The following is a 26,156-nucleotide window of genomic DNA, read 5'->3' as shown; positions in this document are numbered from 1 at the left end:
GGTTCACCCCGCTGTCACAGCGACGTCGTGCTGCGTCATTGCGTCGAGCAACTGGTCCATGATGCGCAGTGCGTGGCCTGAAAGAAGGGCGCTCGCCGCGGCGGAGTCGCGCCCGCGCAGGGCGTGCGCGATCTCCAGGTGCTCGAGCGCGTCCGGGACCAGGTCGCGGACCAGGCTGACGTCACGTTGACGCAGCGCGACCGTGAGGACGAAGGCGTCCTCGATGGCGGCTCGCATGTACTCGTTTCCCGAGGCGTTCGCCACCGCGAGGTGGAACTCCTGATCGGCCTGCCGGAAGCCGGCCGAATCACCGCTGCGGGCGCAGTCCACGGTCCTCGCCGCCCAGTTTGCTATGGCCTCGAGCTGCTCGATCGTGGCGTGGTGGGAAGCGTAGACCGCAGCGTCCGCCTCCAGAACAGCGCGGTACTCGAACGCTTCCCGCACCGACCGGGCCGAGGCGAGCGTGACACGCAGTCCTCGCGATGTCGGCTCCACGAGCCCGATGCGGCGCATCCGCAGCAGCGCTTCACGGACGGGTGTCTTGCTCACCGTCAGCTCCTTGGCGAGTGTCGCCTCGCTGACCGAACTGCCGGGTGGCAGCGATGCGCTGACGATGCGGTCGCGAATCGCCGCGAACACGAGGTCGGTGAGGTTGTCGGGCCTCTCGATCATGCAGGGATCACCCTTTCGCCTCGCTCCCTCGTCTGCGGGTCGACTCGGTCGAGATCGGGATTGACATGTGCTGTATGGGATATCGTATCTCGAAACGAGGAGGCTGTCATGAGCTACGCCCTGCACGAGGGGATCACCTGGCCCGGCGACCTGCCGGACGACGAGCCCCAAGAGCACTTCGCGTTCCTGGGTCGGCTGCGTGTTCTCGAGGTCGGCGACGAACTCGGCGAGTACTGCGGGAAGGTCCTGGCCGGCCTCGGCGCGGATGTGGTGCGGGTCGAGCCGCCGGGCGGAGCGCAGACCAGGACGTACGGCCCCTTCCTCGATGACGAGCCGCACCCCGATCGGAGCCTGTACTTCTGGCACCACAACCTGGGGAAGCGCTCGATCGTCCTCGACCTCGACTCGGAAACCGATCAGGAGCGATTCCGTGACCTGGCCACCCAGGCGGACGTGATCCTCGACAGTATGCCGCGGGACCACCTGGCCGAACGTGGCCTTGGATACGACGTGCTGCGTCAGACCCGGCCGGGCCTGATCCACGCGAGGATCTCTCCGTTCGGCGACATCGGCCCCTGGCGGGACTACGCCGGCAGCGACCTGGTCCATCTCGCCCTGGGCGGGGTGATGATGAACTGCGGCTACGACCCTGACCCCACCCATGGGTACGACACCCCACCCATCGCTCCCCAGATGTGGCAGGCGTACTACATCGCCGGCGAGATGGCGGCGATGTCGATCCTGGCGGCTTTGACCTACCGGCTGCACACCGGACGAGGACAAGCGCTGTCGACCAGCGTGCACCAGGCAGTCAGCCAGAACACCGAGACAGACCTACCGGACTGGATCTATCTCAAGCAGGTCCACCGCCGCGTCACATGCAGGCACTCGACCACCTCGGCTCGCAGCCCGTCGATCGCTCAGACCAAGGACGGCCGCTACGTCCTGCCGTACCGGACCTACGTCCGCTCCCAGGGCGACGAATGGGACGCCACCGTAGAGCTCCTGCGCAAGTACGGCTTTGAGGCCAACCTGGGCGACCCCAAGTACGCCACGGACTACCGGAACAGCGAGGAGGCGCGGGACCGGCTGGCGCATCAGGTCAACCTCCTTCTCGGGCAGACCCTGTTCGAGCGAGACGTGTGGCGTGACGCACAGGCGTTGAATCTTCCGTGGACACCAGTACGGCGTCCCGAGGAAAACGCGACGGACGAGCACTGGTTGCAGAGGGGCGCCTTCTTCGACGTCTATCACCCCGAACTCGACCGCACCTTCCTCTACACGGGCGGGAAGTGGGTCACGGAGGAGTTCGAATGGCCCCGGGGACCTCGGCCGCCGCTGGTCGGTGAACACACCGAGGAGATAGAGGCCGAGTGGAAAGGCAGCCGGCCGGAACAGCGACCTGCTTTTACCTCGCCGCGCAACGAGACGATCGTCAACAGCCCGCACGGCAAGCCGTTCGCCCTGTCCGGCGTGCGGGTCGTCGACATGAGCTGGATGCTGGCGAGCGCGGGCGCAGGTCGTTTCCTCGCCGCTGCGGGTGCCGATGTCATCAAGGTCGAGCACATCAGCCGGCCGGACCGAATGAGGTTCAGTCCACTCGGCGCCTGCCCACCGGGGGGTCGCGCCGAACGGGAGGCCGCGGTGACCGCCCTGCCCACCCCCGCCTACACCGGGGACGACGGCAGTCCGAACCGCAGTGGCTCCTTCATGGAGATCAACGCCGGCAAGCGCTCGCTCTCCCTCAACCTGAAGCATCCCGAGGCACGGAAGATCCTCGAAGACCTGATACGGGACGCCGACATGGTCCTGGAGGGGTTCTCGCCCGGCACGATGACCCGGATGGGACTGGGTTACGACCGCCTGCGCGAACTCAACCCCCGCATCATCTATGTGCAGCAGAGCGGCCTGGGCGAACGGGGCAGCTACGGCAAGGTGCGTACGTTCGGGCCGAGCGCCCAGGCCATCTCCGGGATCAGCGACATGTCGGGACTGCCCGCCCCCTTCCCGCCGGCCGGGATCGGCTACTCCTACCTGGACTGGTTCGGCGCGTACAACATGTCGACGGCCATACTCGCCGCGCTCTACCGCCGAGACGTCACGGGACGGGGGTGCCACATCGACGCTTCCCAGGGCGAGACGGGCCTGTACCTCACCGGAACGGCCATCCTCGACAAGACCGCCAATGGCCGTGACTGGGCGCGCTACGGCAACGCCTCGCCGTACAAGAAGGCAGCTCCGCACGGAGCGTTCCCCACACGGGGCGACGACCGTTGGCTGGCACTGGCGGCATTCACCGATGCCCACTGGTACGGCGTGACCGACGTCCTCGGTCTTGAGGAACTGCGTGACGACCACCGCTTCACCAGACTGGCGGACCGGATCGAGCACGCCGAGGCGCTCGACCGCCTCGTGGCCGAGGCGACACGAAACCGGGACGGCTTCGAGCTCATGCACGAACTACAAGCCAGAGGAGTGCCCGCCGGCGTGTGCCAGACCGCGCAAGACCGCTACGAGGCGGACCCGCAACTGGACGCACTCGGCTGGCTCGTAGAGCTGGAGCAGAGCGAACTCGGCCGCTGGCCGGTCAAGGGACATCCGACCTGGTTCTCCGAGACCCCCACCTACATCGGCGGCAGGTACGACCGATCGGGGCCGAGCTACGGTGAGGACACCGACCAAGTGCTCGAGGAACTCGCCGGGCTGGACCCCGAGCGGATCGCCAGGCTGCGGGCCGACGGAGCGCTCTGACCGGCTCAGGCACGTGAGGCCCGGCGTGGTGGTGGCACCGCCCCGGGCCTCCGGACGGCGACGCCGCTTCCTCATCCACTGCGGGTGGGTTCGACGGTTGTGGCCTCGATGATGCTGGTGCTCGACGAGACCATCGGGGGGGGGGTGCTCCTATGTGTTTGGTCAAGGTCGAAGGCCAGTAGGTTCGTGTGGTCGAGGGCGGACCGAGCCATAGGGGTGTGCATGGGTGACAGCCAGGTGACGATCAAGCTCACGAGCGACGAGGCACTTGTGCTGTCGCACTGGCTGGAGAAGCTCCAGATGACGGACCTCAGCCGAGTTGTCGACGATCCGGCGGTCTGGGCACCGATCCATCGAATCGCCGGAACGCTCGACAAGACGCTTCCTGAGCTGTTCGCGCCTGACTATGACCAGCGGCTGGAGGCCGCTCGTCAGCGGCTGCGGCCGGAGGACTGATCGAGCGCTCTGCACTTCTCACCTGGACGCAGCCGGTTGGGGTTCGTAGAAGGCTCCATTGCGGAGCCAACGAAGACGGTAACGGGGGAGCACGCGGTCGACGCGGAAGCCCGACCCGGTCCAGCAGCGTCTCGCACTGCTCGCGCGTAACCCGATCAGCGTCACCCGACGATCCTTGTGCCCCTGGGCTGCGTCGATCCCGCGTACACGTTCCAAGACATGCGCCGAGTGCGGCCGCGTCGACCAACGCGGCCGTGTCGACCAGGGACTTTTCATCTGGCGGGGATGCGGGGGCGTTGCCCACGCCGACCGGAATGCTTCCCACACTCTCGCCACCCGTGGCGCGAACGTGTGGAGCGCGGGGCGGATAGGCATGTCTGGACGGAAATAGCACCCAGCAGCCAGCTGGGTGCTACCTCCACACCTGGTCCTTCAGGGCCGGGTCAAGTTGACGAGGTGAGTCGGATTGTCTCAATGACCGAGGTGCAGGTTCGGGCGGCGATGGCTTCGGCGCCGCCGACGCAACTGAGGACGAAGAGCGTCCGACCGTCGTGGCCGCCCACAGCGCAAGCCAGGGGCATCCGGTCGCCGAAGCTGACGACGTCGGCGACAGCGCCGCCTTCGAGTACCCGCCGAACGTCGAACGTCCACGGCGACGCGCACCACATCCCTCCTGCCGGGTCGACCGCGATCCCGTCGGCGCTGCCCGGCGCCAGATCGGCCCAGGTACGGCGCGCGGAGAGTGAGCCGTCCGCCCCACGGTCGTACGCCGTCAACCGCTGGGCCGGGAACTCGGCAACGACATAGGTGTTCCCACCATCGAGGAAGGCCGGCCCGTTGGGCGCATCGAGCCGCTCGGCGACCACCCTGGCGCTGCCGTCCGCCTCGACGAGGATCACGACGCCGTCCGCGTCGAGGGGACGCTTCTCAGCGTTCGAGTGGGTGCCCATCGAACCGACGTAGGCGCGGCCTTGGTCGTCGACGACCATGTCGTTGAGTCCGCCTATGGCGAGGTCGGAGAGGTCGGCGTGGACGACGATCTCTCCCGTGCTCTCCCGCCGCAGGATGCACGGTTCGGTGAGGTTGACGATGAGCAGGCTGCCGTCCGGCAGGAAGCCGAGGCCGCTGGGCCGCTTACCGTCGGTGAATTCCACCACCACCTCTGCTCGGCCCGACTCGTCGACCGTCATCACGCGGTTGGCGAAGATGTCCGAGAACCAGAGCCGGCCGTCTCGCCACCGTGGGCTCTCGGCGAACGTCAAGCCGTCGAGCAGCGTCTGAGGTGCCCGTTGTCGGCTCACAGGCCCGCCATGACTGTCACCGCGTCGAGCGCGCGCAGGGTCTGGTCCGGGGTCGGCGGCGGGGCCGACAGGGTCGCGACGCCGACCGCCGCCCAGTCCTCCAACGGGATGCGGGTGCCCGGGTGGTTGTACAGAAGGACCATCAGGCGTTCGGCGCCGGCCGCGGCGTACGCCTCGCGGATGTCCTCGCTGGGGTCGCGGACGCCGACAGTGATGGACACCTCGCTCGGGTCCCGTCCGATCCGTGCGCACTCGCTGTCGATGGCAACTCGGAACTCGGCAACCTGTGCCGGTGTCACTCCGGTGGCGAGCCATCCATCCGCCCAGGTGGCGATGCGCTTCGCGGCGACCGGCGTGGGCTGCGCGCCCACGATCACAGGGGGATGCGGGCGTTGCCGGGGCCGTGGATCGCAGACCATTTCCGGGAAGGCGACCAGGTCACCGTCGTATCCTGCCGACTCGTTGGCCCACAGTGTTTTCATCGCCGCGACTGCCTGGATGGTGTAGCCCCAAGGCTTGGCTGCCGCGGCCGGGTTGTGGAGTTCGGTGACCTCGCGGAGCCAGCCGGTGCCGAGGCCGAACATGAAGCGGCCCTCGCTGAAGGCATCCAGGGTCGAGACAGCCTTCGCGAGTGTGAGCGGCGGATGCTCTGGCACCAGGCAGACTCCGGTGGCAACCCGGAGCCTGCTGGTGACGGCGGCCATCATGCTCAACACGACGAACGGGTCGGCCATCTGGTGGTAGACATCAGGGATCTCGCCTCCGGTCATCGGGAAGGCGATGCCCGGGTGTTTGGGTACCACGGTGTGTTCGGGGGCCCAGTACGACTCGAATCCCCGGGCTTCCAGCTCCTGTGCCAGGGTGACGGCGTCGATCGTATGGGTCGTGACAGCGAGCTGAGCGCCGATCTTCATCTTGGAGCATCTGCCCTTCGTGATGAGTGCAGGAGATGGGCGCGATGCGCTCGCACCTGCTGGACGAGTCTCGGTCGTGCATGCAGGTGCGGACCAGGGTCATGTACCGCAGAACAGAACACCGATCGCCGGGTTACGACAGGTTCTGCGAGCCGGAACGAAGTCATGGAGCCGCGACCGGGCTGCTGTTTGACTCAAGGCGCCGAGCGTCCGCCGGGCTCACAACTCGTGGCACGGGGGCCTAGACGATGCTGGAGGAGAGACCATGAAGGTCGGAGTCCACTTCAACTTTCAGAACTACCTCGACTGGGACCGTTTCCTGGCCAAGGCGCCCGGCCCGCCGAAGGTGACCGACCAGCAGATCTACGACGAGGAGATCGCGCTGGCCGAGCTCGTCGAGCCGCTGGGCTTCGACTCGTACTGGGCGATCGACCACCACTTCACGCCGTACGTCATGACCGGTGGGGCGCTGCAGCACCTGACGTTCATGGCCGGCCGGACCAGCAACATCGACTTCGGCACGATGATCGTCGTGCTGCCCTGGTACGACCCGATCGTCGTCGCAGACCAGATCAGCGCGCTGGACAACCTGCTGCAGGGTCGTCAGCTCACCCTGGGCATGGGGCGGGGCGCGGCGGTTCGGGAGTTCGACGCGTTCCGTGTGCCCATGGCCGAGGCACGCAGCCGGTTCAACGAGACCCTGGAGATCCTCCGCAAGGCGATGTCACAGGAGTGGTTCTCGCACGAGGGCGAGCACTTCAGCATCCCTGAGACCACGATCCGTCCTTCCTACCGCAACCCGCAGCGGCTCATGGACCGTATGAGGATCGCGTGGACGAGTCCGGAGACGCTCCCCATCGCCGCCAACGCCGGACTGGGCATGCTGATGACGAACCAGAAGAGCTGGGACGACTACGCGTCGGACGTAGCGGCGTTCAACAGTATCCGGGCGGGCAACGGACTCACGCCGACTCAGCCCACCGTCGTGGTGCGGATGACCTGCGCCGAGACGGAGGAGGAGGCCTGGCAGGCCATGAAGGTCCACTCCCTCGAAGCGGGTGAGAGCAGCAGGCGCCACTACCAGTTCGACGACCCCGAGCGATTCCGCAATACCAAGGGGTACGAGCAGTACGCCAAGCTCAGCAACGCGATCACCGACCAGGAGACCTTGGCGGAGAAGAGCGCGCGTCCGCAGGCATGGGGCACCCCGGACCAGGTCTTCGAGAAGCTCAAGGAGATCCAGCGCAAGACCAGCGCGGAAGAGTTTGTCCTCAACGTGCGGTTCGGGGCCATGCCGGCCGAGCAGGCCGAGCGATCCATGCGGCTCTTCGCTCAAGAGGTGCTCCCGCGGTTGCACGAGCTGGAGGCACCCCTCGCGGACGAGATGCGCGGCGCGGCCGACGGCGCCAGCCATGTGGCCTTCAACAACGGTGAAGAGCCGACCCGTCTGGGCCTGTAGCCCGATACCGCAGAGAGGGCGAGAACATGGGAAGCGACTACTTCAGGACGCTCTACTCCCGCGCTGTCGAGGCGGGTGACAGTCTCGACGTCCTGTGGGACGAGCAGCGGATGCCGTTCGACTCGATCGAGAAGCGCCTGACGGACCTGCTCGACCTGCGTGGCCGGAGGGTGGTCATCACCGGCGGTGGTGGCGCGGGGCTCGGGCAGGCCTGCGCCAATCGGTTCGCCGGCCTCGGTGCTGACGTCGCTCTGGTCGACATCAAGGTCGAGACCACGGATGCGACCGGAAGCATGCCGCAGTACTCCGGTCCGGACCCGCACGGCGTGGCTTCGCGGGTGGCCGAGAAGTGGGGGACCCGGGCTTTCGGCGTCCACGGCGACGCGACGGACTGGGATGACGTCCAGCGGTGGATGGCGGAATGCCATGAGCTGCTGGGCGGGATCGACATCCTGGTCAACAGCGCAGTCGACGTCGCCGTGGTGGACTTCAGCACGGCCACGCGACAGGATCTCGACCGGTCCATCCGGGGCACGATGGCCGGACCGATGTACGCGAGCAGGGCTGTGCTCGACTACATGATTCCGCAAGGTCGCGGCCACATCATCAATATCGGCAGCGCCTCCGCGAACATGCCGAGTGCCCCGAAGAACCTGCTCTACGGCACGGGCAAGAGCTGGCTCGCCTCGTTCACCAAGTTTCTCGCGGCCGAGGTCATCCACCACGGCATCCGCGTGGCGGGGGTGAACCCGGCGTCGATGGTGCGCACGAAGGAGAAGATCCCGGCGTTCAACGACATGTGGTTCTACTCCCTGCTCCGCAACCAGCTGGGCCGCTATCTCCTCCATGAGGAGACGGCCAACGTGGTCGCGTTCCTCGCCTCGGACGCGGCGAGCGCCATCGTCGGTGAGGTCATCGGCACCGACGGGGGGTCCTCTCTCTGACGAGTAGGTGCGTGTGGGGGTGATCGCCGCAGAGGGGCGGTGTCCGAGTCCCAGCACGCTGTACGAGCGACTTCGCCCCGCCGATCAGACGATCGACGGGGCGAGCGAGGCATGGGGACCCGGCATGAGGCAAACGCATCGCCTCACCTGCGCGGGTCCCCGTCGCAGGATGTCTGCCTCTACTTGGTGGTCGGTAGGCGGAGTGGATGGTCTGGGTCAGTGTGTTGGCCTTGGCGTCGGTGAGGGTGGCGCGGAGTGACACCGGGCTCGGTGTCGCAGGGCTGCGCAGCTTGAGCTGCTGCTTGCCCTGCACCGCGGTGGTCCGGTGCCACGTCCTGCCGTTGTCATAGGAGACGGCGAAGGCCAGCTTGCGCAGCGAGTCGGCCTTGGGCGCCGCGCCCTGGAGGCTGAAGGGCACGGTGAGTGTGGTGCCGACCTTGGCCGTGCTGCCCGTCGGCAGGGTGGGTGTGAAGCGGACGACCGTCACCGGGCCGCTTGGGGGTATCACCCCCGGAGACTGCGCCGAGGCGAACGTCCAGACGGCGGTCACGCGCGTGCTGACGGGGGGGGTGGGCCGAGACTGGGGAGATGTCGACGGCGAGCTTGTAGTAGCGCCTGCCCGCGGGGACCGTGTACGAGTCACCTCTCAGCTGGTCGTTCCCGGCGAAGATCTTCTTGCCGTCGGCGTGGAGCGAGCTCTTTGCCTTGGCGTAGTCGGAGGAGCCCACGTTGCCACCGCCGTCGGAGAACAGCGGCACATGGGTCGTGACGGCGTTGTCGACGCGGGTCACCCCGGGCCGGTGTCCTCTCCCACGTCCCATCGCCTTCGCTGCCGGGGGCGCGGATGGACCGCCTGATGGCACCCCTTGACGCCGTTGGGCAGCACGAAGTCTCTTCTTGACGTTCTGGGTGAAGCCCGCCAGCTTCCCGGTACGGTCCCAAGCCGGCCGGTAGTTGACCTTTTTGTGCGTTCAGGTGCCGTGGTACACCGCGGACGCCTCCACGGCCCCTTCCGGGGCAGGGAGTTGGCCGACGTTCATGTCGGTCAGTGAGGGGCCTCGTACATGCACTGCCGACGCCGGGGGACCATGCTCTCGAGGTCATCATGCCTCCTCGGGAGGCGGAGGATGACCTTGGCCCGGAAAACCTCTGTGCTGATGCCGCCCAGAGAGTGAGATAGAACGTTCGGTCTTGACAGGCTGCAGGCGCGGCTTTAGGTTCGAGACTGAACGTTCTCTCTAGGGAGTGTCTCGTGAGTACACGTATCCCGCGTCGCGTCGGCCGCCTGTGCGCTGCCTGGCGTGAGCGCCGGTCCAGCCGCGGCGATGGCACATGACCATCACGATGCACGGGCGTAGAGTCACCAGTGACATCGCCCCCCGCCTGCTCGCCATCGATGGTTCCGCGGCATCTGTCGGTCAGCCCTTGGGTGGCGCAGCGATCATTCAGATGGCCGCCCCGGACAACGATGTCAAGGCCCTGGGCCGCTTCCCCGCGGACAACTCCCGCCTGCCTTTATCCCGGGCATAGAACTCCGTACCGGATGACACAGACGGGCCCATCTCTCCAGACGTGCTCAAGCGTCGTCGCCGGTGGCGTGATCAAGACCATCCGCACGGACCGGCTGGGTTCAGTTCGGTGTACCGACTCGCTTCGCCATGAAGTACGGGACGGCGAGAGTGATCGCGCGACCCTGGCCGCCGAAGTTTCAGGATGTCCGCAGTAAGGGCCGGCCGTCCCGGCGTGATCCCGCATGTCATCCGTCCCGTCACTGCGCCATCAGGCGAAAACGGCAGCGAACTCTCTTCCCTTACGACTCAACCCCCCATCAATTCGCAGGAGGTTCCCATGCATGGACTCACTGAGAAAGAAACCGCCATCAACACGACCGGCGTGGCCCTGCCCTACCAGGTGCGGGTAAACCCGCACCTGGACGACTCGTACGCGGAGTCCGAGAAATGGGCACGCGCCATGGGGATGCTGATGACGGATCGCCCGATGCCCGGAGGAATCTGGAAGCCGGAACGGTTCCAACGGATCGCAGTACCCGAACTCGCCGCCAAGATCGCTCCGGACGCGGGGCCGGCCGATCTGCTCCTCATCAACCAGGCGCTGGTCTGGATCTTTGCGTACGACGACTACTTCACCTTGGCCTACAAGCAAGTGCGCGACAGGCAAGGCGGATGGGAATACGCGCGCAGACTGTGTGATTTCATCGATACGGACCCCGGAACATCCGTACCCACACCGCGCGACGCGGTGGAGCGCGGGCTTGCTGACCTGTGGCCCCGCCTCGCGGCAGGTCGGTCCTCGTATTGGCGGCGGGAATTCACGCGAGCAATCCACGATTTCATCATCGGAGCCGCGCTCGAGCTGGAAAACATCTGCGACGACCGGGTGCCCGACCTGATCCATTTCATCAAGCTCCGGCGCCAGACATTCGCAGGCGGCACGGGGGCATGCTTCGCCGCGATGTCCACAGGGGCTGAGATTCCTGCACGCCTTCGGGACACGGAGGTGGTCGACTCGCTCCTGGAAGCCTTCATCGATGTCATGGCGCTGGGAAACGAGGCCGTCTCCTACGACATGGAGATCAACGATGAAGGTGAGGTCAACAACCTCATGCTGGTCCTGCGGGACCTCACGGGTGACGACCTCGCTACGGCGCACAAGATCACTACTCGTCTCATCGTGGACCGAGTCGTGTATTTCAACCACGCGGTGAAGACCAAGTTGCCGCAACTTGCCGCGAACATCGGCCTGTCGCCAACTGATCTCGCGCAGATGAAGGTCTGGGTCCAGGGCGCCGAAAGCTACTTGTCAGGTCTGTATGACTGGTACGACTCGTCCGCGCGCTACAGGGCGACTTCCAAGGCGCCTGACGCGAGGGCCATTTGACGTGGCGGTCCATCCGCCCGACGTCCCGCCTTGGTGCCCATGGACCGTAACCGTGTCCAGGCCGGTCACCGGCATCTTGTGACGCGGTACTGCCGCCAACGTCATTCAGCTCACCCAACCTCCATGCGGTCCGGTTTCGCGGCCTGACTGTCCGCTCAGTGGCGCTCCGAGCGGAGCAGCCGACCTCGCTGCTCATTCCGGACTCCGTAAAAAGGAGAACACCCGATGACCACGACCACCGTCCCCCATCTTCCTCCGTCGGCGCGGGGGCGCCTCCCACTGGTCGGACACGCCCTGCAATTCGTCCGCGGACCGCTGAACGTGCTTCAGGGGCTGCGCGGCCAGGGCGACATCGTCGCCCTGCATGTAGGAAAGCTGCCGATCTACGTCGTCAACTCACCGCAGCTGCTGCACCGCGTCCTCGTCACCGATGCGGACTCCTTCACCAAGGGCCGCATGTACGACAAGACACGGCCTGTCGTCGGCGATGGCCTCGCCACCTCGGAAGGCGCGCTCCACCACCGGCAGCGTCGCCTGATCCTTCCCGCCTTCCACCGCCCTCGCCTGCGCGGCTACAGCGAAGCCATGCGGGAACAGGCGGAAGCGGTCATCGCCTCCTGGCAGCCGGGACAGCGCATCGCCGTCGACCGGGCCATGCACATCATGAGCGTGGGAACCACCGTCCGGACCCTGTTCGGCACCGGCATCGACAGCGGCACCATCGCCGAGATCGACCACTGCGTGGGCGTCTTCCTCACACAGATCATCGTGCGCACCATGACGCCGAACGCCGTCGAACGACTGCCTCTCCCCGGCACCCGCAATTTCGAGGCAGCACGCAAGCGGCTCAAGGCCATCGTCGACTCGATCCTCGACGTGCGCCTCCGGGCCACCGAGGAACCGGACGACCTGCTCACCCTCCTCCTCGCGGCGCGCGATGAAGAGACCGGCCAACCACTGAGCCGCCAGCAACTCCACGACGAGGTCGTCACCATGTTGGTCGCCGGCGCGGACAGCACCGCCTACACCCTCGCCTGGCTCCTGTACGAACTCGGCCGCAACCCTGCCGTCGAGGCGCGCCTGCACCACGAGCTCGACACCGTCCTCGACGGACGCCCCGTCACCTTCGACGACCTTCCCCGGCTGCAGTACACCCAGCGACTCATCCAGGAAACACTCCGCCTCCACTCCGTCTCCTGGATCCAGATGCGCCGCACGATCACTCCCGTGACACTCGGCGACATGCACCTGCCCGCGGGAGCAGAGATCTTGTTCAGCGCGACCACCATGCACCGCGACCCTGATCTGTACCCCGATCCCTTGCGCTTCGACCCGGACCGGTGGATCACGCCGCCCCGGCGTGACTCATTCCAGCCCTTCAGCGCCGGCCCCCGGAAATGCCCAGGCGACCACTTCGCCCTCACCCAACTGGCGATAGGCATCGCCACCATCGCCGCCCGCTGGCGACTCGTCCCCGCCACCCGCAACAAAGTGAGAGAAGTCCCCGCCGCAGTGCTGCGACCCAATCGCCTCCCCATGGTCGTGCAGGCCAGGGACTGACACGTACGCAGGTTCTGGACCCTCCCCACGCCACACATCTGGAGCGATCATGAAGAAGTTGTCTTCGATTCCCGCTGCGCCGCAGGCCCTGCCCCTGGTCGGTCACCTGCTGCCGCTGCTGCGGAACCCGACGGCGTTCCTGGACTCCCTGCCCGCCTACGGAGACATGGTCAAAATCCGTGTAGGTCCCTTTTCCATGGTGGTGCTGTGTGATCCGGGCCTGACCCATCAGGTTTTGCTCGATGACCGCACCTTCGACAAGGGCGGCCCGATCTACGACCGGGCACGGGAAGTGAGCGGCAACGGCATCGGTACCAGCCATCACGATGAACACCGGCGGCTGCGACGGCTCGTGCAACCCTCGTTTCATCCTTCCCGGCTTCCGGGTTACGCCGAGACCATGACCGCCTGTATCGACGAGACAGCCTCTTCCTGGCGATCCGGACAGGTTCTGGACGTTCCGGCCGAGATGATGGCGATCACTTCCAAGATCGCGATCGCCACCCTGTTCTCCGGCGCACTGTCGCAGGGCGAGCTCGACAAGCTCCTGGACGCCAGCATGACCCTTCTCGCGGGCTTCTACCGGCGGATGTTCCTGGTACCGCCACTGGACCGGCTGCCCCTTCCGAGCAACCGCGCCTACACGCGCGCCCGCAACCATCTCCACGAGGTCTGCGGCCAGATCATCGCCCAGCGCCGAGTCGACGGTACCGACCATGAAGACCTGGTCTCAGCGCTGCTTGCGGCCCACGACGTGGAGACCGATGGGCGGGGTATGACAGATGCGGAAATCATCGACACGATCGTGGCGATCCTGCTGGCGGGCATCGAGAACACCGCATCCGCCCTGGCATGGTCGCTGGACTTCCTGGCCCAGCATCCCCAGGTGGAACGGCAGTTGCACGCCGAGGTCGACACCGTGCTGAACGGTGCCGCCGCCACTTATGCCGACCTGCACCACCTGGAGTTCACCAACCGTGTGATCACCGAAACGCTACGGCTGCGTCCACCGGCTTGGTTCTTCACCCGCACGGTCACCGCTGACACTCATCTGGGCGGGCACTTCCTCCCGGCTGGAACCAACGTGGCGTACAGCCCCTATCTCGTTCACCACCGGCACGATCTCCACAACGCTCCCGAAGACTTCGACCCTGACCGGTGGGACCCTCAGCGCCCTCAGCCGCACCGTCACGCCATGATCCCGTTCGCATCCGGCGCACGGAAATGCCCCGGCGACACCTTTGCGATGGCAGAAGCCACTCTCGCCCTCGCCAGCATCACTGCCCGCTGGCAGCTGGAACACGCGCCAGGTATTGAGAGGCGCCCCGCTCTGAGTCTCACACTGAAGCACCGTGCACTGCCCATGCGCACACGTCCTCGAACCGTCGTCCGATGACGGGCCGGGCATCAGCCCGGGCTGGATCCGCGTGCTGTCACCAACGTGCCCGAACAGCACACCTAGTTCTTCAGCAGGTTCGCGCGGAGGAGTTCGTTGATCAGTCGCTCGGTCTCGGGACCGTTCTCGGGCAGCCCGGCACCGTGGGTCTGAGGAAGGCGCCGCATCGTCACGGTGACTCCGTCGTCGACAAGACGCCGGGCGTACGCGCTGCCTTCGTCGCGCAGGATGTCGTAATCGCCGAGAACGACGAGAGTGGGGGGCAGGCCGCGGAGGCTGGGCGCGTGCATGGGGGAGGCGTAGGGATGATGCGCGTCGGCCGGTGAGGCCAGGTACATGTCCCACATTTCCAGGGCGTTCTGGCGGGTCATGACGTATCCCTCGGCGAAGAGGTGCATCGAGGCGGTGTTGCAGCTGCTGTCGGTGACCGGGATGTTGAGCACCTGCGCGGAGAGGGCCGGCCCTCCTCGGTCACGGCTCATCAGCGCCACCGCGGCGGTCAGGTTGCCGCCTGCGCTGCCACCGCCCACCGCGAGTCTGACCGGATCGACACCGAGCTGGTCGGCATGGGACGCGACCCAGGTCAGTGCTGTGTAGCAGTCTTCGACAGGGATCGGAAACTTGTGCTCCGGTGCCATCCGGTAGTCGACGTCGATGACGACGACGCCGAGTTCACGGGCGCGCGCGCCGTGCACCGTGGCGCTGGCACGCAGAACGTCGAGTCCGCCGCCGATCCAGAAGCCTCCGCCGTGGAAGTGCAGGTAGGCGGGCGCCGTGGCCACTTCGGCGGGCCGGTAGACGATCGCGTTGATCGAACCGGCCGTGCATTCGGGGCAGCCGGACCATCCGCATCCCCCGGTGACGGGGATGCGGATCTCGCTCACCTCGACACCCTCGATGGTCGGCAGCGACCTGCCGCCTCCGCTCATCTGGGCCTGCTGCTTCGCACGCTCCTGCGTGACCTCGGTGAACCACGCGTCTCGTGCGACAGGGTCGGCCGGGGGCTGCCTTACGGCGGGAGCCTGGCTGTCGGCCAGAAGGGGCGTGATCTGTTCGATGATCTCGCGAAGTCGGGGTTCCCTCACCAGTTCCATGGATGCGAACCCTATGGTCCGCATCCATGGATGTCTATATCAGATACGGTATCTCACTCAGGTGGGCTCGTTCTGAGAGGCATCCGTCGGTCCCGTGGTCCAAGGCGCACCGAAACGTCCACGGTACATGGTGGGGATGACCGGCTTACGGGTCACCGGGCCGTAGCGGCCGACGGGGTAACCGAGGGGGATGGTGGCGCCGATGTGGAACGTGGCCGGGATGGCGAAGCGTTCGCGGACGGCAGGTTCGTTCTCCAGGTGATTCGTGGTCATCGCCGCCCCGATCCCGAGACCGCGGGCCGCGAGGAGCAGGTTCTGCGTCGCGGCGTAGATCGACGACCACGCGAAGCGGACATCGGGGTTGTCCCGGTTGGGAAACGCGTTCTCGATGAGAGGCAGGACAAGGACCGGGATCTGATCGAAGTCGAAGATGAACTGCCGGTACCGGCGCTGCCCTCTGGCGGCTGCTGAAGTGTCGGCGGGCGCCGGTTCGGGGAACCGGTGGCCGACAGCCTCGACGAGCATGTCCCGGAACCAGCGGCGGTCCTGCGGTGCCGTGACCACCAGGAATTTCCAGAGCTGGCTGTTGCCCGCGCTCGGAGCGCGGGTCGCGTAGTGGACCAGCTTCTCCAGGAGCTCGTCGGGGAGCGGATCGGGACGCAGCCGCCGGATCGAACGGCAGCTCTCCAGGGCCTCGAAGAGATCGATCCGATCGGTCATGCCGTTGCCTCCTCGGCTCGGTTGTCGCGCCTCCAGAGGTGGCCTTCGGGGAGAGCCAGGACCGCGAAACGCGTCTCGCCGTCCGACGAGCTCTTGTGCCCTTGCCCCTCGAAGTCCTCGACGAGGCAGACGTCGCCCGCCCTGAGGGTCCGCCGGCCGCCGTTTCCGCCGACCTCGACCTCGAACCCGCCGGCGAGCACGACGAGCAGACTCGTTCCCGGCTCGGTGTGCCAGTCGGAGCTCATGGACGGTGACAGGCACACGAAGCTCAGCGCGTTGACCTGCTGCGTCTTCTCGGCCGGAGCCGAGAAGAGGTCGTCGAAGGGCGACAGGTGCGCGACCTCGCCGTCGGAGAACAGGCGAAGCAGGCGGGGCGACCCATATGCCGTCCGGCGGCCTTCGTCGAGGGACGGCGGCACGGTGCCGACGGGCAGCCAGGCCGGTTCGACCTCGACCTCAAGGTAGGAACAGCGGGACGCCGCCCGGATGTGCACAGGTGCTTCGAGCGGACCGGGGACATCAAGGAACAGCACGTCACCGGCGCCAAGTCTGGCCCGCATGTCGGGGACGATCACTTGGAGGGTTCCTGAGACCACCAAGAACAGCCGGCGCGCGCTGTCGCCGCTGACCGTCTCGAGCGGCCCCGGAGGAACTGCCGCTGAGCGCACCTGCCGCACAGCGGACATGCTGCCGGGTCCAGAAGCCAGTTCACGGTCAGCGTCGGTAGCGGTGGGACCTGGAGTGACGAACGGCAGGGACAGGGACTCGATCCGGGGGCAGCCCCGGCCATCACGAGCTACACGAAGCGTCTTCATGAATCCTCCGCTCGACTCTATTGCGACGTACGATATCTCATGTATCGTGCCGCTCCACCCGGCGGGTGATGTCAATCGCACCCGCAGCTGGAGCAGGTGGCGGGACCGCCTGCGCAACCGAGAGGTGACACAGTGAGAACATCCAAGCTCGCGGGGGGATTCGTTCTCGCCGCCCTGCTCGCTGTGAGTACCGCCTGTGGAAGCAGTGACTCCGGCAGTGAGTCGGATTCATCCGCTTCGGCGTCCCAGAAGGCGGCATTGACAGGCGGCAAGGCCGCGGACAAATCGAAGACCCCGGTCACGATCGGCTTTCACAATCTCGAGGGCGGTGCCATCTCGCTCGCCGATGTACGTCTCGGCTTCGAGGCCGGCGTGAAGTACATCAACGAGCAACTGGGTGGCATCGACGGCCATCCGCTCAAGACAATCAACTGCAAGACCGACGGCACGCCCGAGGCGTCGGTGAACTGCGCCAACCAGTTCGTCGAGCAGAAGGCCGTGCTGGCAGTGCAGGGCGCCGATTTCGGCGCCGACGCCATGATTCCCGTGTTGAAGTCCGCCGGCGTTGCGGAACTGGGCAACTTCCCCCTGACCCCGGGCATGAACTCAGCCGTTGGTGACGCCTACTTCATGCAGGGGTCGGCTCAGGAGGGCTACGCGGCCAACCTCGTCCAGCTGCAAAGGCTCGGCGCCTCGAAAGTCGCCGTCGTCCTGGTGGACAACCCGGCGAGTCACGACACCTACCGCTCGGTCATCGAGCCTGCTGCGACCAAGCTGAAGCTCACGACGAAGGTGTTCTACGTTCCGGCCCAGTCCGACTGGACGGTTCAGTCGGCGACGGTCCTCGCCTGGGGACCGGATGCGATCAGCACCTATGTCGCCGCCGAAGGCCTGGCCGCCGTGCCCGCGTTCCGGTCGGCGGGCTTCAGCGGCTACATCACCGCCGGGGCGAACACGGAGATCATCCCGCAGCTCGACCCGGGCGTACTCCAGAAGGTCCTGTTCAGTGCCCCGTACTACCTTCCCGAATTCGCCGACCCTCCGGCCAAGGTGAAGAAGGACCTCGACATCTTCGAGGCGTACACCTCGAATTTGCCGAAGAAGGGCAGCGTGACCCAGCGCCAGACCGGCTTCTACACCGCGCTCATGGCCGGTCAGCTGCTTCGCGACGTCGGTGCCAAGACCAGCCCGCTGACGGCCCAGGCCGTTCACAGCGGGCTGAGGACGTGGAAGGGCGAACGGGAACCCTTCCGCCTCAACGGATGGGACTGCTCCGCGGCGACATGGCCCGGCACGACCGCCTGCGGCTTCGGGAACGTCTACGCCACCCCGGGCAAGGACCGCGTGCTGGAGCCGCTGCCTGACCAGCCTGTCGACATGTCCGCGGTCCTGCCGTAACGGGACAGGTCCTTCGAGCGAGAAGGCGAGAGCCACACAGTGAGCGAAATCCTCCTCTTCCTCGTGCTCGGCCTGGGTGTCGGAGCGGTGTATGCCGCTCTGACGCTCGGGGTCGTTCTGACGTACCAGGGCACAGGCATGATCAACTTCGCGGCCGCGGCGATGGCCGCGGTACCCATGTACGTCTACGAGGAGCTGCAGCAAGGAAGACTGACACTGCCGGTGCCATGGCTTCCTTCGTTCGACGTCGGGGATACGCCCACCTGGCTGGCCGTCGCGATCGCGGTGGCGGTTGCCGGACTCCTGGGTGCCTTGACCGAGTTGGCGGTCTCCAGGCCGCTGCGCAAAGCACCTCCCCTGGCGAAGGTGGTCGCCGCCGTCGGGATCCTGCTCACACTGCAGGCCGTCGTAGGGCTCAAGTACGGGACGGTTCCGCTGCTGCGATCGGTAACCCTCCCACAGGGCGCAGTGGAAATGGCCGGCGTCAACGTCGCCAAGGACCGGCTCTGGCTCGTCGGCATCGCCGTGGCGCTGTCGGTCGGGCTGGCCCTCTGGTTCCGCAAGTCCCGGATGGGTCTGGCCATCCAGGCCTCCGCGGAGAACGAGCGGGCGGCCGGGTTCGCCAGGCTGTCGCCCACGGTCACCGGTCTGGTCACCTGGACGGTCTCCTCCATGTTCACCGCCCTGATCCTGGTGCTGGCCGGACCCGCCACGGGAACCCTTTCCCCCTCGACCATGCCGCTGCTGGTGGTCCCTGCGCTGGCAGGTGCGCTCGTCGCCCGGTTGAGCTCGCTCACGGTCGGCCTCGTCGGAGCCTTGACGCTCGGTGTGGTCCAGTCCATTCTCCAGTACCTCAGCCAGACCAAGGACTGGTGGCCGGAGTGGGCCAAGCAGGGGCTCACCAACGTGGTGCCCTTCCTGGTGATCGTGGTAGCCCTCTTCGTGCTGGGCCGCGCGATTCCCACCCGTGGAGACGACGTCAGGTCCTCGCTTCCGGCCGTGCTGGTCCCACGCAACCGTCCTCATATGGTGGCGGTGTGGTCGGCCGTCGGACTTGCCGCCCTCGCCCTGACGTCCGGTACCTACCGTTTCGGTGTCATCACCAGCCTGGCCGTGTCACTGATAGCACTCTCCCTGGTGCTGCTGACCGGACTGCTCGGTCAGATCTCTCTCGCACAGGCGGCATTCGCAGGAGTCGCCGGCATCGTCCTGTCCAAGCTCGGTGACTCGGTGCCGTTCCCCTTGTCGCTGTTCATCGCGGCGGCTCTCGCGGCCGTCGCGGGAGTCTTCGTCGGCATCCCGGCGCTGCGCATCCGCGGTGCCCAACTTGCCGTGGTGACGCTGGCGGCCGCGCTCACGCTCCAGGACTTCGTGCTGGCCAACCCGAAGATCGTCTCGGCGACGGCGAACCTCATTCCCGACCCGGTTCTCTTCGGGTGGAACCTCTCGGTGCGCGGTGGCCAGGACATCGCGCGGCTGCCCTTCGGTGTCATGGTCCTCGTCATCGTGGTGGTGGCGTCCATCTGCGTCGGTAATCTCATGCGGGCAGGCACCGGCAGGACAATGCTGGCGATCCGGTCGAACGAGCGAGCCGCCGCAGCCATCGGCATCAATGTTCCGAGAGTCAAGCTCGCAGCGTTCGCGGCCTCCTCTTTCTTGGCGGGCCTGGGCGGCGGCCTCATCGGCTACAGCCGTGGTCAGCTGTCGGCGGATTCCTTCGGGGTGTTCATCGGTCTTTCGTTTCTCGCAGTGGCGTACCTGTCGGGTATCACCAGCGTCAGTGGCGCCGCCCTCGCCGGGGTGTCGGCGAGCCTCGGCATCGTCTATGTGTTCATGGACCGCAATCTCCACCTGGGCAGCTACTACATGCTGATCACGGGCATTTCGCTCATCCTCACGGTCCTGTTCAACCCGATCGGCATCGCGGGCAAGACCCGGTCGGACTACGAGAAGGCACGGGCCCGTCTGGCGCCTCACAAGTCCCCGGCGAAGCCCATGGCACAGTCCGTCGAGTCCGACAGCAGCCCGGCCATGGCGGAGACCCCCCGGCAGATCGGAGACGTATCGCTCTCCGCTCGGGGTGTCACGGTCAGGTACGGCGGTGTCGAAGCAGTGTCCGACGTGCACATCGAGGTGCGTGCCGGTGAGATCGTCGGTCTCATCGGTCCCAACGGCGCCGGCAAGACGAGCTTCGTCGACGCCCTGACGGGATTCACCCGCAGCTCTGGAGAGGTGGACCTGGCAGGGGACCGCCTCGACCAGCAGCCGGCGCACGAACGCGCGCGACGTGGCCTGGTCAGGACATGGCAGGCCAGTGAACTCTTCGAGGACCTCACAGTCGGCGACAACGTGCGCGTCGCCAATGAGACGGGCAACGAAGCCCTGGGCATGCTCCGCGACAGCGTGCGGCCCACCACCCCGGCGTCTGCTCCGGTCGAGCGGGCTCTGGCCCTCATGTCGCTGACCGACGTCGCAGATCGCAAACCTTCCGAATTGCCGCTCGGCAGGCAGAAGGCGGTGGGCATGGCGCGGGCACTGGCCATGGAACCGCAGGTGCTGCTGCTGGACGAGCCGGCCGCCGGCTTGGACAGTACCGAGAGCCTCGCCTTCGGCGACCAGTTGCGGCGGATCGCGGCCACCGGTGTCGGCTGCCTGCTCATCGACCACGACATGCACTTGGTGATGAGCGTCTGCGACCGCGTCTACGTCATCGAATTCGGCAAGCAGATCGCTACCGGCACCCCTGAAGCGGTGCGCACCGATCCACTCGTCCTCAAGTCCTACCTGGGCAACCAGTCATTCGAGACGACAGAAGAGGCAGACGACGCCCCCGTCGGAAAGGAAGAGGTGGGATCATGACTGCACTCATCGAAACCCAAGATCTCACCTGTGGCTACGGGAAGCTGCCCGTCGTCCGCGACCTCAACCTGACCGTCGCGGCGGGAGAGGTCGTGTGTCTCCTGGGAGCCAACGGAGCCGGCAAGACGACCAGCCTGCTGACCATCGCCGGTGCCCTGCCGAAACTGGGCGGTGCCGTGCACGTCGGTAGCAAACCGGCCCCCGCGGCCGCCCACGTCGTGGCACGCCGCGGACTCGCTCTCGTGCCCGAAGGGCGCGGATTGTTCTACCGGTTGACCGTCGCGGAGAATCTCCGCCTCCGGCGACACCGCCGCTCAGGCGTCTCCATCGATGACGTTCTCGGTCACTTCCCCGTGCTCGCCGGCTTGATGGGCAGGCGCGCCGGACTGCTGTCCGGCGGTGAACAGCAGATGCTGGCTCTCGCAGGCGCCCTGGTCGCCGACCCGCAGGTGATCCTTCTCGACGAGATGAGCCTGGGGCTCGCCCCGATCATCGTCGAGCGACTGCTCCCGATCGTCAGGAGCATCGCCGACGATCGGGGGATGGGTGTGCTCCTGGTCGAGCAGCACATCCTCGCCGCGCTGACGGTCGCCGACCGCGGATACGTGATGGCTCACGGTTCGGTGGTCGCGGAAGGCACAGCCTCCGAGCTCCGGCGGGACGCGGAGCTGTTGGAGGCGAGTTACTTGGGTGAGAAGCCAAGCATCGACGCGGCGATTGCCGAGGGACTGGTATGAGGAGCTCGGAGATGACCCGGGACACGCCCTACATCAACGACACGCATCCGACCCCCGAGGTACTGCGTCGTACGTTCGGCACCTTTCCGAGTGGTGTCGTGGCGCTGTGCGGCACGACACCCGAGGGGGAGACGGTCGGGATGGCCATCAGCGCCTTCATCCCGGTCTCGCTCGACCCGCCGCTGATCGGTGTGGCGGTTCAGAACAGCTCGCGGACCTGGGCGGTGCTCCGTGAACTTCCCTCACTCGGTGTCAGCGTGCTCGCCTCCGACCAGCAGCTCGAGGCCCGCCAGCTGGCGGCGCGCGAGGGGGACCGCTTCACGAACATCGATCTCGGCAACGTCACAGAAGGCGGCGCGGTGTTCCTGGCCAACTCGGTATCGCGCTTCGACTGCGTACTCGAAAGTGAGACACCGGCTGGAGACCACACCATGGTGCTGCTCCGGATCCGGGCACTCAGCCTCTCCTACGACGTCTCACCGCTCGTCTTTCACGAGAGCGCCTTCGCCACTCTGAGCCCGCTCGGCGAGGCCGACATCACCTGAACATGCGGACGTTCAGTCCGACGGAACCGAACACTGGCCCGATCGGCAGATCCGGGGAAATCTGGTTGCCACTCGACCCGAGAGTGAGGAGCACGCTCATTTCCGAGAGCATCGCCACCCGCAGGGAGCCGATCGCACCGCCAGCATCCTTGGCGCCGGATGCGCTGGACCCGGTCGCCGAACCGCTGTCGGTCGTCGAGAAGTCCGGTGGCCGCCTTGCAGGTGGCATTGTCGCCGTGACCATGGTCGGCCCGTGACTGGCGCCCGCACCGAAACCGTGGGGACACGCGCTGCGATCGAGGCCGCGTTGGTGGCACCCGGTGCTGACTTCGAGACCTCGACAGTGCCGGTGCGCGGCGTCCCGACAACGGTCTACCGGAACGCGCCCCCGACGCTGGCCGAGGTATTCGGACGAGCCGCGTCGTGGGGCGACACCGCGGCCCTCTCCTACGAGGACCGCACGGTGACGTGGTCGCACTACTCCGACACGGTGAGTCGCATCGCGGGAAGCCTGGTCGTCGATCACGGAGTCCGTCCGGGCGACCGCGTTGCCATCGCCATGCGCAACTACCCCGAATGGGCACTGTCGTTCGCGGCCGTGACCAGTCTCGGCGCTGTAGCCGTGCCGCTCAATTCCTGGTGGAACGGGGAAGAGCTGGCCCGCTCGCTGGCCGACTGCGGAGCCTGCCTGCTGTTCGCCGACGGTGAGCGCGCTCAGCTCGTCGGCGAGCAGCGCTCTGGTCTGCCGGCGCTCCGCGCCGTGGTCGAAGCGGAACCGAAGGCGCACTCGGGAGATCTGGCCTGGCACGACATCGTGGCGGGTCCCGTCGCCGACCTCGGCGCCTTCGCTGCCGCGATCTCGCCCGACGACGATGCCACCATCATGTACACCTCCGGCACGACCGGACAGCCCAAGGGCGTGGTCGCGACACATCGTGCCCACACCACCGCACTCATGAACATCCTCTACCAGGGGGCCCTTCACGCAGCGACGAACCGCGCCCGGTCGGAACCGGTCCGGCCCGTGCGCACCCCCGCGCAGGCCCTCGTCGGGGGCCCGCTGTTTCACATCTCCAACCTTCCCAAGCTCTACGTCGCCGCCTGGCGCGGGCATCACCTGGTGTTCATGCGCCGATGGAACGCCGCAACGGCCGTAGCCCTCATAGACAGTCTTGGCCTCGATGGTTTCGCGGGTGTCCCCACGATGGTGCGGCAGTTGCTCGACGAGGCTGAGGCGAGGGGTACGACGCTGCCGAGTCTTCGCCAGATCGGAACCGGTGGTGCACCCACGCCCGGCAACCAGATCCAACGGATCGGGCGCCAGTTCCGGCGGGAGGTCCTGGCCAGCACCGGCTACGGCCTCACCGAAACAACGGGTCCCATGGTGGGCATCGCCTCAGCCGACTTCTTCGACCGGCCGGACGCGGTCGGGCGGCCGTTTCCGGTCAGCCAGATCCGGGTGGTGGCCGCCGACGGGTCCGACACCGGCCCGGGCGAGGTCGGCCAGGCCTGGATGCGGGGGGCCACTCTGGCAAGGGGCTACTGGAACCAGCCGGACGAATCCTTCTGCGACGCCGAGGGCTGGTTCGCCACCGGAGACCTGGTGTCCGTGGACGGCGAGGGGTTCCTGAGGATTGTCGACCGGATCAAGGACGTGGTCCTGCGCGGTGGTGAGAACGTCTACTGCGCCGAGGTGGAGGGGCTGCTCGCCACCCACCCGGACGTGGTCGACGCCGGGGTCTTCGGTATCCCGCACGACATCCTCGGCGAAGAGGTGGCGGCGGCGGTGCAGGTGCGAGCCGGGTCGGCGATCGTGCCGGCAGAACTCCAGCGCCATGTCGCCCGGCGAGCCGCTGCCTACAAGGTCCCCGCCGTGGTGGTCGTCCTGACCAGCCCCTTGCCGCGCAACGCGGCGGGGAAGGTACTCAAGTCCGAGCTCCGGGCCAGGCTCGAAGCGCATGCAGCACGCGAGGAGCAGCCATGACTACACCCTCCAAGGCCGGCGAAGCCGCGGCCGAGTATCAGGAGATCCTCTACTCCGTCGCGGACCGGATCGCCACCGTGACCTTGAACCAGCCTGCACGGCGCAACGCGCTCACGTTCCGGCTGCGCCGTGAACTCATTGACGCGCTCAGGAGAGCCGAGAGCGACGATGACGTCACCGTTGTCCTGATACGAGCCAACGGACCATCATTCTCCGGTGGTTATGCCCTGTCGACCGGACGACGACCCGATCCGGAGAACGGAGAGGCAGAGGGCAAGGCCTACTGGGACGACGGAACCCGACCCGAACGGTGGATCGACGCCGAGGAGTTCGACGGCTGGACCGACCAGTGGGCGCGCAGCTGCCTGCGCGACTGGATGAACGTCTGGGAGCTACTGAAACCGGTGGTCGCCATGGTGCACGGCCATTGCCTTGCCGGAGGGACCGAGCTGATGTCCCTGTGCGACATCGCCTTCGTCGCCGATGACGCCCAGATCGGCTATCCGCCGGTGCGCGGAATGACCTCGCCCGACATCCCGTACTTCCCGTGGAAGATGACCATGGCCCAGGCGAAGTACCTGCAGCTCACCGGGAACAGCGTGACGGGCGCCGAAGCGGCAGCCATGGGATGGGTCGCCAAGTCGTTTCCTCCCGAGGAGCTTGAGGAGCAGACGATGCGTGAGCTGCGCGCGATGAGCCACATCGCGCCGTCACTGCTCGCCGCCAACAAGGAGTCCCTCAACCAGGCCTACGAGATCATGGGCATGCGAACCCACTTCCATCAGGCGTGGGCCATGCACTCGCTCAGCGGAGCGCTGAGGCCCGGTGCCCGGGACTTCTCGCAACGGCTTCGAGAGGGCGGCCTCAAAGCCGCTCTCGAGTGGCGTGACGGTCCGGCGCGTGGCGAAGGGTTCCTCTGAGCAGCACTCAGGCGGGCGAGCGCAGCCCAGCGGGGCGAAGCCCACGCGCACTGGTCGCCTTCCCTCCGAAGGCTTCGAGCAGTTGCTCCATGATCCGCAGAATGTGCTCGGAGAGGCGGTCAGCAGCAGCCGCACTGTCACCGGACTTGATGGCCTGCGCGATTCTGATGTGCTCCCTGCTGTCCGGAGCGAAATCCCGCTCGACGTGCACGTCCCGCTGGCGCAGAACCTGCGTGAGCACCACGGCGTCCTCCACCGCTTTGTGCAGCATCGCGTTGTCCGCGGCCGCAGCGACGGCCTGGTGAAAAGCGGTGTCCGCATCACGGAATGCTTCGAAATCATCGGCCACCCCGGCGGAGGCCTGCGCGAGCTCCACCAGCTCGTTCTTCTGCTCCCGGGTGGCGCGGTCCGCGGCGTAGCGTGCGGCCGCCGCCTCAAGGCCCGCACGCATCTCGAAGGCGTCGCGGATGATGCGAGCGGTCGGCACCACGACGCGCAGACCACGACCCGACGGTGCCACCAGGCCGATCTGGCGCATCTGCAGCAGCGCTTCGCGGACCGGGGTCTTGCTGACTTTCAGGTCCTTGGAAAGCATCGCCTCACTGACCGAGCTGCCCGGCGGCAGGCTCGCATCGATCATTCGCTTGCGAATCGCGGCGAAAACGAGATCGGTCAGGTTCTCAGGTCGCTCGATCATCGAACACACACCCTCCAGACGACTTCACGTATCGTG

The 26,156-nt window shown here is 66.7% G+C and carries 22 protein-coding genes; 15 read left to right on the top strand and 7 right to left on the bottom strand.

Going from position 1 to position 26,156, the window contains the following annotated elements:
* Positions 1 to 3 precede the first annotated feature (3 nt).
* On the bottom strand, positions 4 to 672 hold the full coding sequence (locus tag M2163_RS03255) for a GntR family transcriptional regulator (protein ID WP_280893050.1): 669 nt from the start codon (positions 670 to 672) through the stop codon (positions 4 to 6).
* Positions 673 to 780: 108 nt separating this feature from the next.
* On the opposite strand from M2163_RS03255, the gene M2163_RS03250 reads away from it, so the two are divergent.
* From M2163_RS03250 to M2163_RS03240, 3 genes are all read left to right on the top strand, one after another.
* Positions 781 to 3,423, top strand: a complete 2,643-nt coding sequence (locus M2163_RS03250; protein WP_280893049.1) for a CoA transferase — start codon at positions 781 to 783, stop codon at positions 3,421 to 3,423.
* 222 nt (positions 3,424 to 3,645) lie between these two features.
* Positions 3,646 to 3,879 (top strand): hypothetical protein, encoded by a 234-nt coding sequence (locus M2163_RS03245; RefSeq protein WP_280893048.1) that lies wholly within the window; start codon positions 3,646 to 3,648, stop codon positions 3,877 to 3,879.
* Positions 3,880 to 4,054: 175 nt separating this feature from the next.
* A complete protein-coding gene (locus tag M2163_RS03240) occupies positions 4,055 to 4,270 on the top strand; it encodes a zinc ribbon domain-containing protein (protein ID WP_280893047.1) in 216 nt (71 codons plus the stop codon).
* Positions 4,271 to 4,322: 52 nt separating this feature from the next.
* Here the strand turns inward: M2163_RS03240 and M2163_RS03235 are convergent, their stop codons facing one another.
* Positions 4,323 to 5,141, bottom strand: coding sequence for an SMP-30/gluconolactonase/LRE family protein (locus M2163_RS03235; protein ID WP_280893046.1), 819 nt, complete (start codon positions 5,139 to 5,141; stop codon positions 4,323 to 4,325).
* A gap of 35 nt (positions 5,142 to 5,176) precedes the next feature.
* Positions 5,177 to 6,094, bottom strand: coding sequence for a TIGR03619 family F420-dependent LLM class oxidoreductase (locus M2163_RS03230; protein WP_280893045.1), 918 nt, complete (start codon positions 6,092 to 6,094; stop codon positions 5,177 to 5,179).
* 265 nt (positions 6,095 to 6,359) lie between these two features.
* Between M2163_RS03230 and M2163_RS03225 the strand changes: the two genes are divergently transcribed.
* From M2163_RS03225 to M2163_RS03205, 5 genes are all read left to right on the top strand, one after another.
* On the top strand, positions 6,360 to 7,553 hold the full coding sequence (locus tag M2163_RS03225; RefSeq protein ID WP_280854600.1) for an LLM class flavin-dependent oxidoreductase: 1,194 nt from the start codon (positions 6,360 to 6,362) through the stop codon (positions 7,551 to 7,553).
* Positions 7,554 to 7,579: 26 nt separating this feature from the next.
* The gene (locus M2163_RS03220) at positions 7,580 to 8,497 is read left to right on the top strand and encodes an SDR family oxidoreductase (protein ID WP_280893044.1); all 918 of its coding nucleotides are present in this window, start codon (positions 7,580 to 7,582) and stop codon (positions 8,495 to 8,497) included.
* Between the two features lie 1,848 nt (positions 8,498 to 10,345).
* Positions 10,346 to 11,395 carry a hypothetical protein gene (locus tag M2163_RS03215; protein WP_280893043.1) on the top strand — a complete coding sequence of 350 codons (1,050 nt, stop codon included), beginning with the start codon at positions 10,346 to 10,348 and terminating at the stop codon, positions 11,393 to 11,395.
* 225 nt (positions 11,396 to 11,620) lie between these two features.
* Positions 11,621 to 12,955, top strand: a complete 1,335-nt coding sequence (locus M2163_RS03210) for a cytochrome P450 (protein ID WP_280854604.1) — start codon at positions 11,621 to 11,623, stop codon at positions 12,953 to 12,955.
* A gap of 49 nt (positions 12,956 to 13,004) precedes the next feature.
* A complete protein-coding gene (locus tag M2163_RS03205; RefSeq protein WP_280893042.1) occupies positions 13,005 to 14,351 on the top strand; it encodes a cytochrome P450 in 1,347 nt (448 codons plus the stop codon).
* Between the two features lie 62 nt (positions 14,352 to 14,413).
* On the opposite strand, the gene M2163_RS03200 is transcribed toward M2163_RS03205, so the two are convergent.
* From M2163_RS03200 to M2163_RS03190, 3 genes are read right to left on the bottom strand one after another with little or no spacing between them, the layout of a single operon-like run.
* Positions 14,414 to 15,445 (bottom strand): alpha/beta hydrolase, encoded by a 1,032-nt coding sequence (locus M2163_RS03200; protein WP_280893041.1) that lies wholly within the window; start codon positions 15,443 to 15,445, stop codon positions 14,414 to 14,416.
* A gap of 57 nt (positions 15,446 to 15,502) precedes the next feature.
* Positions 15,503 to 16,165, bottom strand: coding sequence for a nitroreductase family protein (locus tag M2163_RS03195; protein ID WP_280893040.1), 663 nt, complete (start codon positions 16,163 to 16,165; stop codon positions 15,503 to 15,505).
* Entirely contained in the window at positions 16,162 to 16,725 is a 564-nt protein-coding gene (locus M2163_RS03190; protein ID WP_280854608.1) for a cupin domain-containing protein, read from the bottom strand. The genes M2163_RS03195 and M2163_RS03190 overlap by 4 nt, the downstream gene beginning before the upstream one ends.
* A 351-nt stretch (positions 16,726 to 17,076) precedes the next feature.
* Between M2163_RS03190 and M2163_RS03185 the strand changes: the two genes are divergently transcribed.
* Genes M2163_RS03185 through M2163_RS03155 form a run of 7 tightly spaced genes read left to right on the top strand, consistent with a single transcriptional unit; the run spans position 17,077 to position 25,423 of the window.
* Positions 17,077 to 18,378, top strand: a complete 1,302-nt coding sequence (locus M2163_RS03185; protein ID WP_280893039.1) for an ABC transporter substrate-binding protein — start codon at positions 17,077 to 17,079, stop codon at positions 18,376 to 18,378.
* A 39-nt stretch (positions 18,379 to 18,417) separates the two neighbouring features.
* On the top strand, positions 18,418 to 21,237 hold the full coding sequence (locus M2163_RS03180; RefSeq protein WP_280893038.1) for a branched-chain amino acid ABC transporter permease/ATP-binding protein: 2,820 nt from the start codon (positions 18,418 to 18,420) through the stop codon (positions 21,235 to 21,237).
* On the top strand, positions 21,234 to 21,974 hold the full coding sequence (locus M2163_RS03175; RefSeq protein WP_280893037.1) for an ABC transporter ATP-binding protein: 741 nt from the start codon (positions 21,234 to 21,236) through the stop codon (positions 21,972 to 21,974). The genes M2163_RS03180 and M2163_RS03175 overlap by 4 nt, the downstream gene beginning before the upstream one ends.
* Positions 21,975 to 21,985: 11 nt before the next feature.
* Positions 21,986 to 22,519, top strand: a complete 534-nt coding sequence (locus tag M2163_RS03170) for a flavin reductase family protein (protein WP_280854613.1) — start codon at positions 21,986 to 21,988, stop codon at positions 22,517 to 22,519.
* 2 nt (positions 22,520 to 22,521) lie between these two features.
* A complete protein-coding gene (locus M2163_RS03165) occupies positions 22,522 to 22,776 on the top strand; it encodes a hypothetical protein (RefSeq protein WP_280893036.1) in 255 nt (84 codons plus the stop codon).
* Positions 22,773 to 24,503, top strand: a complete 1,731-nt coding sequence (locus M2163_RS03160) for a class I adenylate-forming enzyme family protein (protein ID WP_280893035.1) — start codon at positions 22,773 to 22,775, stop codon at positions 24,501 to 24,503. The genes M2163_RS03165 and M2163_RS03160 overlap by 4 nt, the downstream gene beginning before the upstream one ends.
* Positions 24,500 to 25,423 carry an enoyl-CoA hydratase-related protein gene (locus tag M2163_RS03155; protein ID WP_280893034.1) on the top strand — a complete coding sequence of 308 codons (924 nt, stop codon included), beginning with the start codon at positions 24,500 to 24,502 and terminating at the stop codon, positions 25,421 to 25,423. Before M2163_RS03160 ends, M2163_RS03155 begins: the two co-directional genes overlap by 4 nt.
* 7 nt (positions 25,424 to 25,430) lie before the next feature.
* Here the strand turns inward: M2163_RS03155 and M2163_RS03150 are convergent, their stop codons facing one another.
* A complete protein-coding gene (locus tag M2163_RS03150; protein ID WP_280854617.1) occupies positions 25,431 to 26,120 on the bottom strand; it encodes a GntR family transcriptional regulator in 690 nt (229 codons plus the stop codon).
* Between the last annotated feature and the right edge of the window lie 36 nt (positions 26,121 to 26,156).

It is taken from the genome of Streptomyces sp. SAI-135, from assembly GCF_029893805.1.
In the GTDB taxonomy this organism is placed as follows: domain Bacteria; phylum Actinomycetota; class Actinomycetes; order Streptomycetales; family Streptomycetaceae; genus Streptomyces.
Note: the sequence above shows the minus strand (reverse complement) of the source record. Positions and strands in the feature narration are given on the sequence as shown.

Excerpts from the sequence above, each read along its gene's own strand:
- M2163_RS03255 (WP_280893050.1), bottom strand. The coding sequence starts at position 672 with ATGATCGAGAGGCCCGACAACCTCACCGACCTCGTGTTCGCGGCGATT.
- M2163_RS03250 (WP_280893049.1), top strand. The coding sequence starts at position 781 with ATGAGCTACGCCCTGCACGAGGGGATCACCTGGCCCGGCGACCTGCCG.
- M2163_RS03245 (WP_280893048.1), top strand. The coding sequence starts at position 3,646 with ATGGGTGACAGCCAGGTGACGATCAAGCTCACGAGCGACGAGGCACTT.
- M2163_RS03230 (WP_280893045.1), bottom strand. The coding sequence starts at position 6,094 with ATGAAGATCGGCGCTCAGCTCGCTGTCACGACCCATACGATCGACGCC.
- M2163_RS03225 (WP_280854600.1), top strand. The coding sequence starts at position 6,360 with ATGAAGGTCGGAGTCCACTTCAACTTTCAGAACTACCTCGACTGGGAC.
- M2163_RS03220 (WP_280893044.1), top strand. The coding sequence starts at position 7,580 with ATGGGAAGCGACTACTTCAGGACGCTCTACTCCCGCGCTGTCGAGGCG.
- M2163_RS03215 (WP_280893043.1), top strand. The coding sequence starts at position 10,346 with ATGCATGGACTCACTGAGAAAGAAACCGCCATCAACACGACCGGCGTG.
- M2163_RS03210 (WP_280854604.1), top strand. The coding sequence starts at position 11,621 with ATGACCACGACCACCGTCCCCCATCTTCCTCCGTCGGCGCGGGGGCGC.
- M2163_RS03205 (WP_280893042.1), top strand. The coding sequence starts at position 13,005 with ATGAAGAAGTTGTCTTCGATTCCCGCTGCGCCGCAGGCCCTGCCCCTG.
- M2163_RS03200 (WP_280893041.1), bottom strand. The coding sequence starts at position 15,445 with ATGGAACTGGTGAGGGAACCCCGACTTCGCGAGATCATCGAACAGATC.
- M2163_RS03195 (WP_280893040.1), bottom strand. The coding sequence starts at position 16,165 with ATGACCGATCGGATCGATCTCTTCGAGGCCCTGGAGAGCTGCCGTTCG.
- M2163_RS03190 (WP_280854608.1), bottom strand. The coding sequence starts at position 16,725 with ATGCGGGCCAGACTTGGCGCCGGTGACGTGCTGTTCCTTGATGTCCCC.
- M2163_RS03175 (WP_280893037.1), top strand. The coding sequence starts at position 21,234 with ATGACTGCACTCATCGAAACCCAAGATCTCACCTGTGGCTACGGGAAG.
- M2163_RS03170 (WP_280854613.1), top strand. The coding sequence starts at position 21,986 with ATGACCCGGGACACGCCCTACATCAACGACACGCATCCGACCCCCGAG.
- M2163_RS03165 (WP_280893036.1), top strand. The coding sequence starts at position 22,522 with ATGCGGACGTTCAGTCCGACGGAACCGAACACTGGCCCGATCGGCAGA.
- M2163_RS03155 (WP_280893034.1), top strand. The coding sequence starts at position 24,500 with ATGACTACACCCTCCAAGGCCGGCGAAGCCGCGGCCGAGTATCAGGAG.
- M2163_RS03150 (WP_280854617.1), bottom strand. The coding sequence starts at position 26,120 with ATGATCGAGCGACCTGAGAACCTGACCGATCTCGTTTTCGCCGCGATT.